Genomic DNA, 13662 nt, shown 5'->3' on the forward strand with positions numbered 1-13662 from the left:
CCAATGCTGAGCATCGAAAACCTTCACAGCCACTATGGCCTCAGCCACGTGATACAGGGCGTCTCGCTCGACGTCGGGCGCGGCGAAATCCTGGGCGTGTTCGGACGCAACGGTGTCGGTAAGACCACGTTGCTCAAGAACATCGCGGGTTGGGTCAAACCCAGCTCCGGCTCCATCAGAATGGACGGAAAACAGATCGGCGGCGACGAGCCGGATGCGATCAACCGCGCCGGTCTTGCCATCGTGCCCGAGGACCGACGCATCTTTCCAGGCCTCACGGTGCAGGAAAACCTCGAACTGGGGCTTTTGGGGCTGAAAGGCCCGAAACCGCGCTCGAAACTCGATCCGGTGCTTGAACGCTTTCCGCGCCTGGCCGAACGCGCGCAGCAACCTGCGACCACCCTGTCAGGCGGCGAACAGCAGATGCTTGCCATGGCGCGGATCATGGTGGCCGAGCCCCGAGCGGTGCTGATCGACGAGCCGTCTGAGGGGCTGGCCCCGATGATCGTCGCTGAGATTTTTGCGATCCTGCGCGAGATGAAAGACGCGGGCTGCGCGATCGTGCTGGTCGAACAGAACATCCACGAGGCACTGTCGATCTGTGACCGCTTCGTGTTGGTCGAACGCGGCGCCATCGTCTTTGAGGGCAACGCCGGGGACAAGGCCGCAGAGGAAGAGCTCCTTCAGCGACTTTCGGTCTGATCTGCCCCGTCGGCTCCGAACGCTTCAATCACCTCCCGCACAGCGTTCAGCAGCTATCGGTCGCGCCGGGCGATTTTTGGGTCGGGGAAATGACCAATAGGACGACGGACGCTGCGGTAGACCTGAATGCCGGATTTGCTTGGGTTCCTGCACCCGAAGCCGAAGCCGTGCAGTTTTTCGGTGTATGGACAGCTGATGAAATCCGACACGACGGTCAAACCTTCCTCTAACACTGGACCTTCACACGCTATGTCTCCGTCGGCACCGATGACATACCGCGCGCGCGAAGCAATTCACTCGGCGTTCCTGCCTGCTCTCGGGTACGAGAGGAGCAAGATTCGGGGGGCCTGAGCTGCGCGCTTCCCGAGCGTACGGGCCAACCTGCCGTTTTGCCCGACTTCTAGGTCAAACCGCCCTTCGACGGACGCCCGGCATTGGCCGACCTCAGCGCGATGATTGCGTTCCGCGACGCCTATGGCCCAATTTCTACGTGGGCTATCTTCTTGACTCCCATGGCAACAAGAACCCGCTGTTTTCCCACGAGCCCGGACGAGATGGGTAAGCCGCCATTCCGGCATGGATGATGAAGGCTCAGTTTGTCCCGCATCTTACCAGTTCATATACTTTGCAGCGAACGGCAGGTGTACGGATAGGTAGGGACTTCTGATAAGTTTATCGCACCAGCCATATGACACACAAATGTCGCCTATTTCACTCGGCCCAAGGGTAACGGGAGATTGAAACGCATAATGCCCCCCTTACTGGGCAGCCTTAGCGGGAGATTCTGCCCCCTCCGGAATTCGACCCCACTTACCGATCGGGCACCGCTTCAAGGGACGTCTCGAACCGCTTGTCCGCCGCTGCAGCTTCTTTCAACAGCGCGTCGAAATTGTCAGGTGGGTTGCCATCTTTCAGCATCCCTTTGAACGTCGCGTAGGCATCCGTCTTGCTGCCATAGGCGCGCAGGGTCTTGTCGTCGTTCACCCAGGCCACCACGATGACCTTCGCATCGCTGTTGAAGCGGTAGAACAACCGATACTGCTGGAAGAATTTCGCTCGGAACCAGTGCTTGCGGTGATCGCCGAGTGTGCCGCCTTGCCGGAATGCCGCGGCACCCGGATCCGCCGGTATCGCCTTGGTCACCAGCTTGAAGATGGCTGCCAGCCGCTTCGAGCAGTTCTTCTTGCGCCAGGTCTTGGAATCGCGCGCCTTACGCGCCTCGACCTCCAGGTTCAGCCCTTCGAGCTGGTCCAGAAAGAGTGGATGCGCATAAATCGACCATCCGTTTACGACAAGGGGCGCTTGCGCGGGCACGCTAGCGCTGCTCATTCATCCTCGAGCGAGAGCGGCGCATCGAGATCGACGTCAACGTCTCCGACCAGTGCTGCAAGACGGTCATGCAAAACCCCATCGAATGCACGAATGCGGTCCGGATGCGCCTTGATATCGGCTTCGACAAAATCGAGAAAGGCTCCGAGCGCGGGATCTTCCTCGTCGCTGCGCACAGGCTCGATATAGACCCTGCCACTCGGCTCGGTACAGTAGCGGATTTGGTCGCCCTTGCCCAGCTTGAGCTGCTTGCGAACACCCGCCGGCACGGTCGTCTGATACCGATCCGTGAGTTTCGAGACATCTTGTGCGAGGGCTGTCATGGCAGTCTCCTGAAAGAATGGGGGTCTTTGCTGCTTGCGATAGGTAATGCATTTGCATTGCACTGTCAAGATAAGCCGCAGCATCTGCTGTCGCCGGGCAGGTCGATGAACCGTCCAGCGCAGGACCTAATTTCGCCCCGCGAGATACTCCGCCAGCACCGGACTGGCCGCGCCCTTTGCGGAGCTCAGCAGCTCCGAGCCCGCAAGCGAGGCCTTCGACAGGCGTACGAGCCCACCGGTTTCCTCGATGCGGTAGCAGCGGCGTTTTTGCCGCCCCCGCCTGTAGTGCGTCGCAGTGACGATCTGGCAGGTGCTGCCATCGGTGAGCGTCACAGGGGTGGCGAGCTTGATCTTGTCGCCTTCCTCGTAGTCCGGGATCGCAGCCCAATCCCGGCAGCGCTGACGCCAGTCCTTGGCGTAGCTGTCCGGGTCTTTCAGCTCGGACAGCAGGGCCAACAGGCTCAGTGGTGCGCGAGATTCGACTGGTCCTGCGCTTTCCTCGATGTCTTTGTATCCCCAACAGCCGTCGTCATATCGGGTGAGGAAGACAGCTCCGAAGGTGATCGAGCCATCAGCATCTGTGACATAGGTCGTGTCCTCGACAGGGGTGCCGTCAAGATTGGTGACCTTTGCCGCCGCATACCAAGTGGAGCCGACCTTGCAGGCTTTTACCAGTTCGGCTTTGCGCGTGTCGCCATGAGAGGTGCAGAGCCGGGCGATTTCCGCTTTCTCATCCGCGTAGTTCTGGACGCGGCCGTCGGTGTAGAAGAGCCAACCCACTATGCCACCCTCCGGTCATCGATTTCCATCAGGGCATCGAGCGGCACGCGGTAGGGCTGCATGGCGTCGAAATCCTCGCAATTGCCGCAGTTCTGCACGATCGCGAAGGTGTCGCAGGCATCCTTGAGGATGACCCGGAAGGTGCCGCCGAGGCCCGAGGGCACCTCGTAGGTCCCGCCGATGAGATAGTCCGAGGCCCGGCGCACGAAGACGCGGATGCTGTGGCCATCGGTGGCCAGCCGGATGGCCCCCCGCCCCCGGTCGATGAGAACCTGCACGTCATCCAGGATGTCGGTGTAGAACTGGCCGGTCAGATCGCGAAACGCCATGCGGCGCTGCGCCATCCAGTCGGTGTCCCGAAACGGGTTCATGCCGTCAGCGAAGGCGAAAGAGGGATCGGCCTGTTCGGTGGTGACGATTCGGGTGGTCGTGCCATCGATGCCGTTTGAGCGCAGATGCACACCATTGCCGAGGATCAGGATCAGGGCGGGCCTGTCCACGGGCCCGTTCCAGTTGGGCAGGAAGGTTTTGCAGGCGCGCGCATGGGCGATCTGTGCCGCAACAGCGGACGCAGAGAACTTGAGAATAGCCATGAGGATGTCTTTCGGTTGGGTGTGGGAGGGTCGACCCGCGCGGGGAATGCCTCGCGCGGGTCGCGTGAGGACTCAGGCCGCTTGCGCGACCTCGCTGTCAGGCTCGGGGGTTTCCGCAGCGGGCTCCGCCTCATCACAGGCGACACCGGCGGTCTGCATCATCGGCGGGCACCAGGCGGCCACGGCAGCGCGCTGCGCGTCCGTGAGTGTGGCGAAGGGTTCGGCGAAGAGCTTGTCACAAAAGGCGACGATCTCCTTCTTGCTCGACGAGGCCAGCGTCACCGCCTCCTGGGCGAGACCCAGATCTTCGCCGAGGATCCTCAGGAGCCAGGCCTTCTTGAAGCGGTTGAAGAGCGCCGCATTCGGCGTCCAGTGGGCGCGGATGTCGGGCATGATCTCGATCTCGAACGCATGCATCAGGCTGTCGCGCTGGCGGTCCCGCGCGAAGCAGGACTGCGTGGTGCTGGCGGTTGCAAAGGCGACGAGCTTGGCCTTCTCCCCTGTCTCCAGCGCGCGAAACGCCGCGAACTGATCGGCGGGCGCGCGGGTGTCATCGAGCCAGGACAGATCAAGCGCATCATGCGCCGCCGCCACCTGCTCGAGCGAGGTCTCGTCGATCTCGTCCATCTTGGCGTGGCTGCGGTATTCCTTGCGGGCATCGATCTTGATCGCCTGCGTGACACTCATGCCGCTGGCCAGAACGTCACTGACCAGCTTGAAGAGCGTCAGATCGAGCGTGGCTTCCGGATGCAGCGCCATCGCGGCGCCAAGGGCCATGGCCCGCTCGGTCTTGAGGTCCTCAGCCAGCGAGGCCGGGTAGGTGATGTCGCCGGCGTCCGGGGCCTCCTCCCCGGTCGGGCTAGCCGAGGAGCCGCGCGCGCCTTCCTCTTTCACGGTGTCTTCCGGGCGGACGAGTCCCACATGGAGCGTGACATTACCACTCGACCACGACGCGATCACCCCGGACCGCGCGAGGTCCTCGGTGCTGTAAGCCTCCTGCAGGTCGCGCGCTTCCTCTTCCAGAGCGTCCACGCGCTCGTAAAGGGCATTGTAGGCACCGTCCTCGAGCTCCTCATCTTCCATCTCGAGCTGCAATTTCTCAAGCTCGGCGGTGATCTCATCGATGCGCTTCTGGGCAGCCTCATCCGGATCGATCGGGCCGGGGTAGACGCGGCCGTAGTCGGCCATGGTCGCGTAATCATAGCGCACCATCGCATCGGCCCAGGCAAATCCCAGCCTCATACGGGCCTCTTCGGCGGCGGCACCGAGCTTCTCGAGCAGGATGGTTTCGACCAGCGCTGCATCCTCCAGCACGGAATGCTCTTCCAGAAGGTCAGCCGCGACAGCGCCGCCACGCGCCTCATAGTCCGCGCGCACGAAGGCCCCGATATCGTCGCTGACCTGCACGCCGCGGGATTTGAGCGCCTGACGGACGGTGTAGGCCTGCAGATAGCCGCCGTCTTTCGTGAGCACCTCGAAGACCTCGCGCTGCGCCTCCTGGCTCGGGTGCTCGGCGAAGGCCTTCATCGTGTCGAGCGTGATCACCTTGCCCCGGGCCGCGGCGCGGATGTCGGGGTGGATAAGGCCATAGCGCAACCGGCCTTTCACGGCCGCCACCGTGGTGCCGAAGGTCTTTGCGATGGTCTCGGGCGTCTGGCCGTCGACCTCCATCATCCGGGCGAAAGCCTCGAACTCGTCGATGGCATTCATCGGTGCCTGGGTGATGTTCTCGGCGAGCGACAGTGCCGTGGTGACGTCGCAGTCTTCCGGCACGAGGCGGCAGTCCACCTTGGTCTTCGCCGTGAACCCCTTGGCGACCTTGTCGGCGACCAGCTCCTTCAGCGCGGCACGACGTCGGCCACCGGCCAGGACGGCGTATTTGCCGTCGATCTTCTGGACGAGGAGCGGCTGGAGCAGGCCCAGCACAGCGATGCTGGCCTTTAGATGGGCGATGTTCTCAGGATCATAGGTTTCCGGGGATTTGCTGCGCACATTGGCGGGATGCGGGACCAGATCGCCAATCGCGACGGTGAGGGGGGCAAAGCTTGTGGTCATGGGATATCCTTCTCGGTGGGTAAGATGCGGCCCGCGCAGGTGCGCGTGACCAATCCCCGGCTTCGGGGATCACCACGACAAAAGGCCCACTCTCCCTTTAAAGGGCCAGCGGGCCTTCATTTGTTGGGGTGTTAGGGGGAGGAGTCCCCTGCCCTTCTACCAGTCGCGCGCCAGCATGATGGTCAGCACGCGCATGGTGGTGGCGGGATTGTCCGGGGTCTCAGCCCCGTAGCGGAAATCCGAGTCTGCTTCATAGAAGTTTCCATGCAGGAGGTTGCGCGAACCGGATAGGTTGGGCGCAGATTCACAAAACGGGAGATTTCCAAGATGATGACGCCATCTACTGCGGCGACCTGCTTTGTCGCCATTGATCTGAGCAAATCGAAATGGCTTGTGGCGCTTGATGCGCCGCAATTGGCCAAGATCAAATCCGTGCGTTTGGACGGGTTTGATACGGCAGGACTGATTGATCTGGTTCGAGCAACCGTTGCGGAGGCGACTGAGCTTTGCGGGCCTGATCAGCGGCCGATCGTTTGCTTCGAAACTGGATACGATGGTTTCTGGCTGCAGAGGCTGCTGGCCAATGAAGGGATCGAGACCTTGGTTGTGGATCCGACCAGCTTTCTGGTGAACCGCAAAGCGCGCCGGGTCAAAACGGATCGCGTCGACGCCGAAGGCATGGTCGTTCTGCTGAAGAACTACTGTTCCGGAGATCGAAAGGCATTCCGCACTGTGCGCGTCCCGACCGTTGCTGAAGAAGACGCCAAACGCTTCCACCGAGAGCGCAAGAGGCTAATGAGCGAACGAACTGGCCACATCAATCGCATTCGTGCCCTTCTCGCCCTGCAAGGCGTCCGGCATATCAACCCAGCGATGGTCACATGGCGCAAGAAACTGGAGGGCCTCGAAACTGCCGATGGCCGCCCTTTCCCCGATCAGCTCATGCGCGAGATCGTGCGATCTTTCGAACGCTTGGAACTGACGAACAAGATGATCAAGGCTCTGGCCGAGGAACGCGACGAAGCTCTTGCAGCTGAATCTGGACAGTTCCCCGAGCACGAAAAGGCAGTGCTGCTCGAAGGGCTTCGCGGTGTTGGACGACACAGTGTGGACCTGTCACGGTTTGATGCCGCTCCTTTGATAGCATTTACTGCAACAAAGGAGACGAACTATGGGCACAGGAAGAACGGATGAATTCCGCAAGGATGCAGTGCGAATTGCGCTGACCAGCGGGCTAACAAGGCGTCAGGTTGCCGACGATTTGGGCGTTGGGCTTTCGACCTTGAACAAATGGGTGACGGCACACCGCGACACAGATGTTGTCTCGCCCGAGGACCGCGAGCTTGCGCGGGAGAACGAACGGCTTCGGCGTGAGAACCGCATTGAATCGCCCCGGTTTTACCGGAGACCTATAGCTTCATTTCACGCGACCATATCGAGCACTTCGCGGTATGCATAGAAGTTGTCTTCAGCCTCTGCTGGCGGGATGTTTCCGATGGGTCCAAGCAGGCGCCGGTTGTTGAACCAATCGACCCAGCCGAGTGTCGCCATTTCCAGATCCTGCATATTGCGCCACGGTCCTTGACGATGGACCAGCTCGGTTTTGTATAGACCATTGATCGTTTCTGCGAGGGCGTTGTCATAGGAATCCCCGACGCTGCCGACCGATGGCTCGATGCCAGCTTCGGCCAGACGCTCGGTATAGCGAATGGATAAATATTGCCCGCCACGATCCGAGTGGTGGACCAAGCCGCTCTTTTGGACCGGCCGTCGATCATGCAGGGCCTGTTCAAGAGCATCGAGAACAAAGTCTGTTTTGGCCGACCGTGAGACCCGCCAGCCGACGATGCGATCTGCAAACGTGTCGATGACGAAGGCAACATAGACAAAGCCCTGCCATGTCGACACGTAGGTAAAATCGCTGACCCAGAGGAGGTTCGGGGCTGGTGCCCGGAACACGCGGTTCACCTTGTCACGCGGACAAGGCGCTGACGTGTCAGGGACGGTTGTTTTGACCACCTTGCCGCGCACAGCCCCACGGATGCCGATATGTTTCATCAGCCGCTCCACCGTGCAGCGCGCCAGCTCAAAGCCCTCGCGCTTCAGCTGATGCCATGCCTTACGGACCCCGTAGACCTGATAATTCTCATCCCAGACACGTTTGATCTCCGGGCGCAGCTCCGTATCCCGCTGATGCCGGGCCGAAGCTTTGGACGGATCAGCGAGGCACGCCAGGTGGTGATAGAATGTTGACGGCGCGATCGGCAGCACCCTGCAGATCGACTCGACACCGTAAACAACGCGCTGATCCTCAATGAAGGCGATCATCGCTTCAGTGGGCGGTCGAGTTCCGCCTGCGCAAAATAAGCTGATGCCTTGCGCAGGATCTCGTTCGCCTGGCGCAGTTCCCGGTTCTCGCGTTCGAGGGTCTTGATCCGGTCGCGTTCCTCGGTTGTCACGCCATCACGGATGCCGCTGTCCTTCTCAGCCTGTTTGACCCATTCGCGCAAAGTCTGGGGAATGCAGCCGATCTTGGGTGCGATGGCCGCTATCGCGCCCGCCTGCGTTTCGTAGGAACCTTGATGCTCGAACACCATCCGGACCGCACGCGCGCGGACCTCTGGCGAGTAGCGATTTGCCATTTTGCTTTTTGTCATAACCATCATCCTTACTTAAGTTGATGGTCTCCGACAAACTCGGGGCGATTCACATCCTCAAGGAGGAGAGGGACATCCTAAAAAACCGTTCCGGGCCGCAGCCCGCCTGTGCGCGGTAGTAACAGCCTGTGCTATGCTGTGCCCGAAGGGCAGTTGCCGATGGCTTATTGGAGGGTCAGACCCCGTTAAAAAACGTGGCACATGGGTCGATGCGCACTTGAGAGTGGTGACGCCGCCATCGCGGCGATCCCGGTTAGGAAGATGACGAACTTGCATGGCCTACGCCCTTCGACTTGAACGGAGGAGATGCCATGACGAAGCGTAAGACCGGCGGCCATCCGGATTTGAACGTGGTCAACCCTAATGCGGCTGCGATCGACATTGGTTCGACCATGCATATGGCTGCTGTGAACCCTGACGCCGCCGCCATGCCGGTGCGGGCTTTCGGGACGTTTACACAAGACCTGCATGATCTCGCCGACTGGCTCCGGTCGTGCGGCGTCACGAGCGTGGCCATGGAGTCGACCGGCGTTTACTGGATACCGGCCTTCGAGATCCTGGAGGCGCATGGGTTCGAGGTTATCCTTGTGAATGCCCGCTACGCCAAGAATGTGCCAGGCCGCAAAACCGATGTCAGCGATGCGGGGTGGCTGCGCCAGTTACATTCTTATGGGTTGCTCCGCAGCAGTTTCCGCCCTGCAGCGGAGATAGCCACCCTGCGCGCCTACATGCGCCAGCGCGAACGACTGACAGAATATGCTGCCGCGCATATCCAGCATATGCAGAAGGCGCTGATGGAGATGAACCTGCAACTGCATCATGTCGTCTCCGACATCACTGGCGCAACGGGCATGCGGACTATCCGCGCCATTGTCGATGGCCAGCGCGATCCTGAAGTTCTCGCCGCATTCCGGGATATCCGCTGCCATTCATCGCTGGACACGATCAAAGCCGCGCTGGTCGGTAACGACCGCGAAGAACATGTCTTTGCCTTGACACAGTCATTGGAGCTTTACGACTTCTACAAAGCGCAGATCGAGGCCTGCGACCGCAGGCTGGAAGCTGCGGTGGGGGCGCTGACAGTCCGGGCAGGTGATGGTGTGGCCCCACTGCCCAAGGCGCGGATCAAGGGCACGCAACACAATGCGCCGTCCTTCGATGTGCGAGCTGCGCTCTATGGCGTGTTAGGCACGGACCTGACACAGATCCATGGCCTTGGGCCATCGCTGGCGCTGAAGCTGGTGGCCGAATGCGGCACGGATTTGCGGGCCTGGAAGAGCGCTAAGCACTTCACGTCGTGGCTCTGTCTGGCACCGGGCAACAAAATCTCTGGTGGCAAACTGCTGTCCTCCCGGACACGCCGATCCTCCAGCCGCGCCGCCGCGCTTCTGCGTCTGGCGGCAGTCACAATAGGCCGAAGCGACACGGCCTTGGGCGCGTTCTATCGACGGCTGTCATCGCGCATAGGCAAACAAAAGGCGGTCACAGCGACAGCGCGCAAGATTGCCGTTTTGTTCTACAACGCCATTCGCCATGGCATGACCTATCAAGATCAGGGCGCGGCGGCTTATGATGAGCGACACCGACAACGCGTGCTCTCAAACCTCCATCGCCGCGCCAAGACCCTCGGATTTGCATTGGCGCCTATTCCCGAGACAGAGGCTGTTTCTTAGGAAGCCACCCAGTTCTTCGCGAGCCAAAAGCCATGAGGTTTCGGTTCGTCGAAGAACATCGTGGGGCCTTCCCGATCGACCGGTTGTGTCAGGTTCTGAACGTCAGCACTCGCGGGTTGCGGGCTTTCCGCAGCCGTCCGGCCAGTCGCCGGCAGCGCATGGATATGGTCGTTTTAGCGCACATCAAGGAGCAGTCGCGGCTGAGCCTGGGCAGCTATGGCCGCCCACGAATGACCGAGGAACTGAAGGAGGTTGGCGTCGATGTGGGGCACCGCCGGGTTGGGCGTTTGATGCGTGCGAACGGGATTACCGTTGAGAGAACACGCAAGTTCAAGGCAACAACCGACAGCGATCACACGTTCAACATCGCCCCGAACCTGCTGAATCGCGACTTCAGTGCGGCCGGGCCGAACCAGAAATGGGCAGGCGACATCAGCTACATCTGGACCCGCGAGGGCTGGCTGTATCTGTCAGTCATCTTGGACCTGCATTCGCGTCGTGTCATCGGCTGGGCTGTCAGCAACCGTATGAAGCGTGATCTGGCGATCCGGGCCTTGAAGATGGCCATTGCCTTCAGGTCGCCGCCCAAGGGCTGCATCTTCCACAGTGATCGCGGCAGCCAATACTGTTCGCATGACTACCAGAAGATCCTGCGCCAGCATGGCTTCAGGGCCTCCATGAGCGGTAAAGGTAATTGTTATGACAACGCGGCCGTTGAGACATTTTTCAAAACCATCAAGGCCGAGCTGATCTGGCGGCGGTCATGGGCAACAAGGCGGCAAGCTGAGATGGCAATCTTCGAATACATCAATGGGTTCTACAATCCGCGGCGGCGGCACTCAGCACTGGGCTGGAAAAGCCCGGTCGCCTTCGAACGGAAAGTGGCCTAAACGAGCACTTGGGGCGGCACAAATACGCGACAGGTCCATCAGCAAGGCCGGAAACCGACCGGCGCGCACCCTCGGGATCGAACTGGCATGGTGCTGGCTGCGGTATCAGCCACAAAGCGCACTCGCGCGCTGGTTCAGAAAATACACTGCTGAACGCCCGGGGGTGAGAAAGAAAGTCGCCATTGTGGCTCTTGCCCGCAAGCTCATCGTGGCCTTGTGGCGATATGTGGAAACGGGACTTGTCCCATCTGGCGCGGTTCTGAAGGCGGAGGTGTAATACGGGATACTGATACTTCAGAACAACGCGCAACGCCGGATGGTTGAGTGACCGAGAAGATTGATGGTCTTCACAAACCCTGTAGAAGTTTGGTCCCAACCAAGGCGGCTCCATTCCGGGAACGTGAACGGAAATTTGGTTCGGGCAGCACGCCCACCGTATGCAAGTCGATGCCACTGGAGTGAGCATATCCGAGGAGCCAAACCAGCGTTGCACTGAACGAAAAGGACTTGAAAATGTAATTTCCTCATGCAGGTCGATTTTCCAGAACACGGTCTCGCCCCGGATCTCGACCGCCCCGAAATCGTGCCAACCTTCCGGATCATTCTCGGGCTCGAATGTGGCAAACTCACCTGTCGCCTTCACCGCCTCGGCCATGAAGCCGTCGCTGGCCTCCATAAGCGAGCGGGTGACATGCATCCGGCCCTGGATGGGCTGCGCGGGCGGCACCCCAAGGCACGCGAGCTTGCGAAACGCGTCGTTCTGCGCCGCGATCACACTCTGATCCGGACGGTCTGGCTGGGGTTGAACGGTCATGGACATGGGGATCTCCTTTGAGAAGTTGAAACACCCTTCCCAAAGCCCGCTTTCACTTTTCTGCTTGGCGGAAGGACCGAAGCAGAAGGTGCCCTACCCGAACAGCCCTCTGGCTCTGTAATTCGGGTTGGGGATGGTTTCGATCCAGCCGCCGTGTTCTTTGATGCTCTCGAGCGCTGCCGAGAACGGATAAGCGCCCTCGGACTGGCTCCACCAATAGGCACCGCGCTTGAAGGTGATGATCTTGCGACGGCCGTCGTTGAAGCAGGCCACCCGCAGCGTTTTGGGTTCCTTACGTGACATGGGAGTCTCCGTTCTCCGTGTGGTCAGGCGGCCTCGGCGCTGCGCCCTGCCCTGCCCGCCTCCGATCTGGCAATCAGGTAGTCGCAGGCGCGCTGCGCGTCCGCGGCGTGCCGGAAGATCGCGCCCTTGTCCGACCGAAGAACGCGCAACCAGTTGTGGAGATAGGCGGCATTCATCTCGAGCGTATGCGCCGTGAAGCCGAGCGTCTGACCCAGGAACACCGAGGTCAATTCCGCGACGATCTCCTCGCGCGCATAGGACGTGTTGCCAAACTTCGAGAACCCGAAATCACGGTTCAGTCGATGGGGGGCTTTCGTGGCATGGGCCAGCTCATGCGCCCAAACCCCGTAGAAATTGCGCGGGTCCTGGAACCGCGTGAAGGATGGCATGTATACCTTGTCCACGGGCGGCAAATAGTACGCCTCCGTGCCCGTGAAGACGGTTGTGATGTCGATGGCGTCGAAAAATGCCTGCATGTGCGGGATGGGCTCGGACGGAGGATGCTCGGCCGCTGGCTCTGGGTCGGGAAAGAAGCTATCCGGCAGGCCCTCGATCTGGCAGGCATTGAACACACGGTAGGATTTCTGGAAACGGAAGACGCGAGGATCGTCTGCATCACCATCGTCATGATCGTCGTCCCCCTGCCCCCGGGTTCGGCTCTTACCATAGTAGACCACCACGGAGGACTTCTCGCCCTTGCGGACCTTTGCGTCCAACGCATTGGCCTGCGGCAGTGTCATCCAGAAAGGTGAGCTGTGGCCCGCCATCACGGTCCGCATGGTCAGCAGGAAGTTGTTCACTCCCTGGTAGGGTTCTCCGCCCACGCGCAGGGGACGAGAGCTGCCACCTGCGGTCCATGGCTTGCGCCACGGCAGGACGCCGCGCTCGATGATGCGGATGATTTCGTTTGTGATGACCTCGGAGGCATCGAATTTGGGCGTGCGGGATCGGGCCATGGTTGGCGTCCTTTCGAGTTTTGGTGAGAGTAAGTGGTGATCAGGCTGTCTGATGGGACCGCGGATCGTTGAGGATCCTCGCGCCGAGCCCTTCGACCATGTCGATGTAGGTGAGCAGCGATACAGAACTGCCGGGGCCCCAGGGTTCAGGGTCGACCGATCCGTCCCGCGCCACCCGCGGCAGGTTCGCGATGGCGATGACATCGGTGACGGGTCGGATATCGATGAAGGGCGTCCCTCGTGCGACCGCCAGTGCGGCCAAGGGAAAGCGCTCGATCGGCGCGACAGTCGAAACGGTGGTCCAGCCGAGATGGATGAATGTCCCGCCCTCTCCGCAGATGACCTGCGCGTTTGGCAATGACGCGGCCTGCTTCAAATACCCGAGATCACGCAGGACGGTCTCGCGCTCGAGCCGCTGTGCCTTCCCCGTCTGGCCGGATCGGCGTAGTTCCTTGTGTCGCCACCACGAGGCAGCGGTCGCGCGCAACACGCGCAAGACACCGATTTGCATGGGAATGTCCTTGATCAGGAACGGCAGACCAGAATCCGGCCCGGACCCATCTGAGGGACCCCAAAGGCCCTCATCC

12 protein-coding genes, 5 pseudogenes and 1 other annotated feature are annotated in these 13662 nt (G+C 60.8%); of the genes and pseudogenes, 6 read left to right on the forward strand and 11 right to left on the reverse strand.

All coding sequences use genetic code 11. The features are described from left to right. Positions 1 to 3: 3 nt before the first annotated feature. Positions 4 to 702, forward strand: a complete 699-nt coding sequence (locus DSHI_RS18835; RefSeq protein WP_044029389.1) for an ABC transporter ATP-binding protein — start codon at positions 4 to 6, stop codon at positions 700 to 702. An 810-nt stretch (positions 703 to 1512) separates the two neighbouring features. Here the strand turns inward: DSHI_RS18835 and DSHI_RS18840 are convergent. The 6 genes and pseudogenes from DSHI_RS18840 to DSHI_RS23080 all read right to left on the reverse strand — a co-directional run. Next, positions 1513 to 2031, reverse strand: coding sequence for a type II toxin-antitoxin system YhaV family toxin (locus DSHI_RS18840; protein ID WP_012187078.1), 519 nt, complete (start codon positions 2029 to 2031; stop codon positions 1513 to 1515). After that, positions 2028 to 2354, reverse strand: a complete 327-nt coding sequence (locus DSHI_RS18845) for a type II toxin-antitoxin system PrlF family antitoxin (RefSeq protein WP_012187077.1) — start codon at positions 2352 to 2354, stop codon at positions 2028 to 2030. Before DSHI_RS18845 ends, DSHI_RS18840 begins: the two co-directional genes overlap by 4 nt. Positions 2355 to 2480: 126 nt before the next feature. After that, the gene (locus tag DSHI_RS18850; protein WP_012187076.1) at positions 2481 to 3134 is read right to left on the reverse strand and encodes a DUF6927 domain-containing protein; all 654 of its coding nucleotides are present in this window, start codon (positions 3132 to 3134) and stop codon (positions 2481 to 2483) included. Continuing rightward, positions 3134 to 3727: a hypothetical protein gene (locus DSHI_RS18855; RefSeq protein WP_012187075.1), complete on the reverse strand. Its 594-nt coding sequence runs from the start codon at positions 3725 to 3727 to the stop codon at positions 3134 to 3136. Before DSHI_RS18855 ends, DSHI_RS18850 begins: the two co-directional genes overlap by 1 nt. A 72-nt stretch (positions 3728 to 3799) precedes the next feature. Next, entirely contained in the window at positions 3800 to 5782 is a 1983-nt protein-coding gene (locus DSHI_RS18860) for a ParB/RepB/Spo0J family partition protein (RefSeq protein WP_012187074.1), read from the reverse strand. Between the two features lie 156 nt (positions 5783 to 5938). After that, a pseudogene (locus tag DSHI_RS23080) lies at positions 5939 to 6043 on the reverse strand (DUF3768 domain-containing protein); the annotation flags it as partial. A 66-nt stretch (positions 6044 to 6109) separates the two neighbouring features. Here DSHI_RS23080 and DSHI_RS18865 point away from each other — a divergent pair. Continuing rightward, positions 6110 to 6976 (forward strand): IS110 family transposase, encoded by an 867-nt coding sequence (locus DSHI_RS18865; protein ID WP_012187073.1) that lies wholly within the window; start codon positions 6110 to 6112, stop codon positions 6974 to 6976. Further along, positions 6954 to 7166 (forward strand): annotated as a pseudogene (locus DSHI_RS21920) (transposase); the annotation flags it as partial. The gene DSHI_RS18865 and the pseudogene DSHI_RS21920, both read left to right, overlap by 23 nt. Before the next feature lie 38 nt (positions 7167 to 7204). Here the strand turns inward: DSHI_RS21920 and DSHI_RS18870 are convergent. Then, a protein-coding gene (locus DSHI_RS18870) for an IS3-like element ISDsh1 family transposase (protein ID WP_076612098.1) occupies positions 7205 to 8439 on the reverse strand; the annotation gives its coding sequence in 2 pieces (ribosomal slippage) (positions 7205 to 8145 and positions 8145 to 8439; 1236 coding nt in all). Further along, positions 8036 to 8152, reverse strand: a sequence feature (AL1L pseudoknot). Its footprint overlaps the gene before it by 117 nt. A gap of 311 nt (positions 8440 to 8750) precedes the next feature. Between DSHI_RS18870 and DSHI_RS18880 the strand changes: the two genes are divergently transcribed. The 3 genes and pseudogenes from DSHI_RS18880 to DSHI_RS22855 all read left to right on the forward strand — a co-directional run. Further along, positions 8751 to 10112, forward strand: a complete 1362-nt coding sequence (locus tag DSHI_RS18880; RefSeq protein WP_012187070.1) for an IS110 family RNA-guided transposase — start codon at positions 8751 to 8753, stop codon at positions 10110 to 10112. A 2-nt stretch (positions 10113 to 10114) separates the two neighbouring features. Continuing rightward, positions 10115 to 11002, forward strand: a pseudogene (locus tag DSHI_RS18885) (IS3 family transposase); the annotation flags it as partial. Positions 11003 to 11027: 25 nt separating this feature from the next. Continuing rightward, positions 11028 to 11279, forward strand: a pseudogene (locus tag DSHI_RS22855) (IS110 family transposase); the annotation flags it as partial. Between the two features lie 246 nt (positions 11280 to 11525). Here DSHI_RS22855 and DSHI_RS21925 read toward each other — a convergent pair. The 4 genes and pseudogenes from DSHI_RS21925 to DSHI_RS18905 all read right to left on the reverse strand — a co-directional run. Next, positions 11526 to 11822 (reverse strand): annotated as a pseudogene (locus DSHI_RS21925) (DUF3768 domain-containing protein); the annotation flags it as partial. 87 nt (positions 11823 to 11909) lie between these two features. Further along, positions 11910 to 12119, reverse strand: coding sequence for a DUF6330 family protein (locus tag DSHI_RS18895; protein ID WP_012187068.1), 210 nt, complete (start codon positions 12117 to 12119; stop codon positions 11910 to 11912). A 23-nt stretch (positions 12120 to 12142) separates the two neighbouring features. Further along, the gene (locus DSHI_RS18900; protein ID WP_012187067.1) at positions 12143 to 13075 is read right to left on the reverse strand and encodes an ArdC family protein; all 933 of its coding nucleotides are present in this window, start codon (positions 13073 to 13075) and stop codon (positions 12143 to 12145) included. Positions 13076 to 13115: 40 nt separating this feature from the next. Then, complete coding sequence (locus tag DSHI_RS18905) at positions 13116 to 13586, reverse strand: hypothetical protein (RefSeq protein WP_012187066.1); 471 nt, start codon at positions 13584 to 13586, stop codon at positions 13116 to 13118. Positions 13587 to 13662 lie beyond the last annotated feature (76 nt).

The sequence above is a fragment of the Dinoroseobacter shibae DFL 12 = DSM 16493 genome, from assembly GCF_000018145.1.
Taxonomy (GTDB): Bacteria; Pseudomonadota; Alphaproteobacteria; order Rhodobacterales; family Rhodobacteraceae; genus Dinoroseobacter; species Dinoroseobacter shibae.

Coding starts and splice junctions, on each gene's coding strand:
- DSHI_RS18880 (WP_012187070.1), top strand. CDS start 8,751: ATGACGAAGCGTAAGACCGGCGGCCATCCGGATTTGAACGTGGTCAAC.
- DSHI_RS18865 (WP_012187073.1), top strand. CDS start 6,110: ATGATGACGCCATCTACTGCGGCGACCTGCTTTGTCGCCATTGATCTG.
- DSHI_RS18895 (WP_012187068.1), bottom strand. CDS start 12,119: ATGTCACGTAAGGAACCCAAAACGCTGCGGGTGGCCTGCTTCAACGAC.
- DSHI_RS18860 (WP_012187074.1), bottom strand. CDS start 5,782: ATGACCACAAGCTTTGCCCCCCTCACCGTCGCGATTGGCGATCTGGTC.
- DSHI_RS18855 (WP_012187075.1), bottom strand. CDS start 3,727: ATGGCTATTCTCAAGTTCTCTGCGTCCGCTGTTGCGGCACAGATCGCC.
- DSHI_RS18835 (WP_044029389.1), top strand. CDS start 4: ATGCTGAGCATCGAAAACCTTCACAGCCACTATGGCCTCAGCCACGTG.
- DSHI_RS18845 (WP_012187077.1), bottom strand. CDS start 2,354: ATGACAGCCCTCGCACAAGATGTCTCGAAACTCACGGATCGGTATCAG.
- DSHI_RS18900 (WP_012187067.1), bottom strand. CDS start 13,075: ATGGCCCGATCCCGCACGCCCAAATTCGATGCCTCCGAGGTCATCACA.
- DSHI_RS18905 (WP_012187066.1), bottom strand. CDS start 13,586: ATGCAAATCGGTGTCTTGCGCGTGTTGCGCGCGACCGCTGCCTCGTGG.
- DSHI_RS18840 (WP_012187078.1), bottom strand. CDS start 2,031: ATGAGCAGCGCTAGCGTGCCCGCGCAAGCGCCCCTTGTCGTAAACGGA.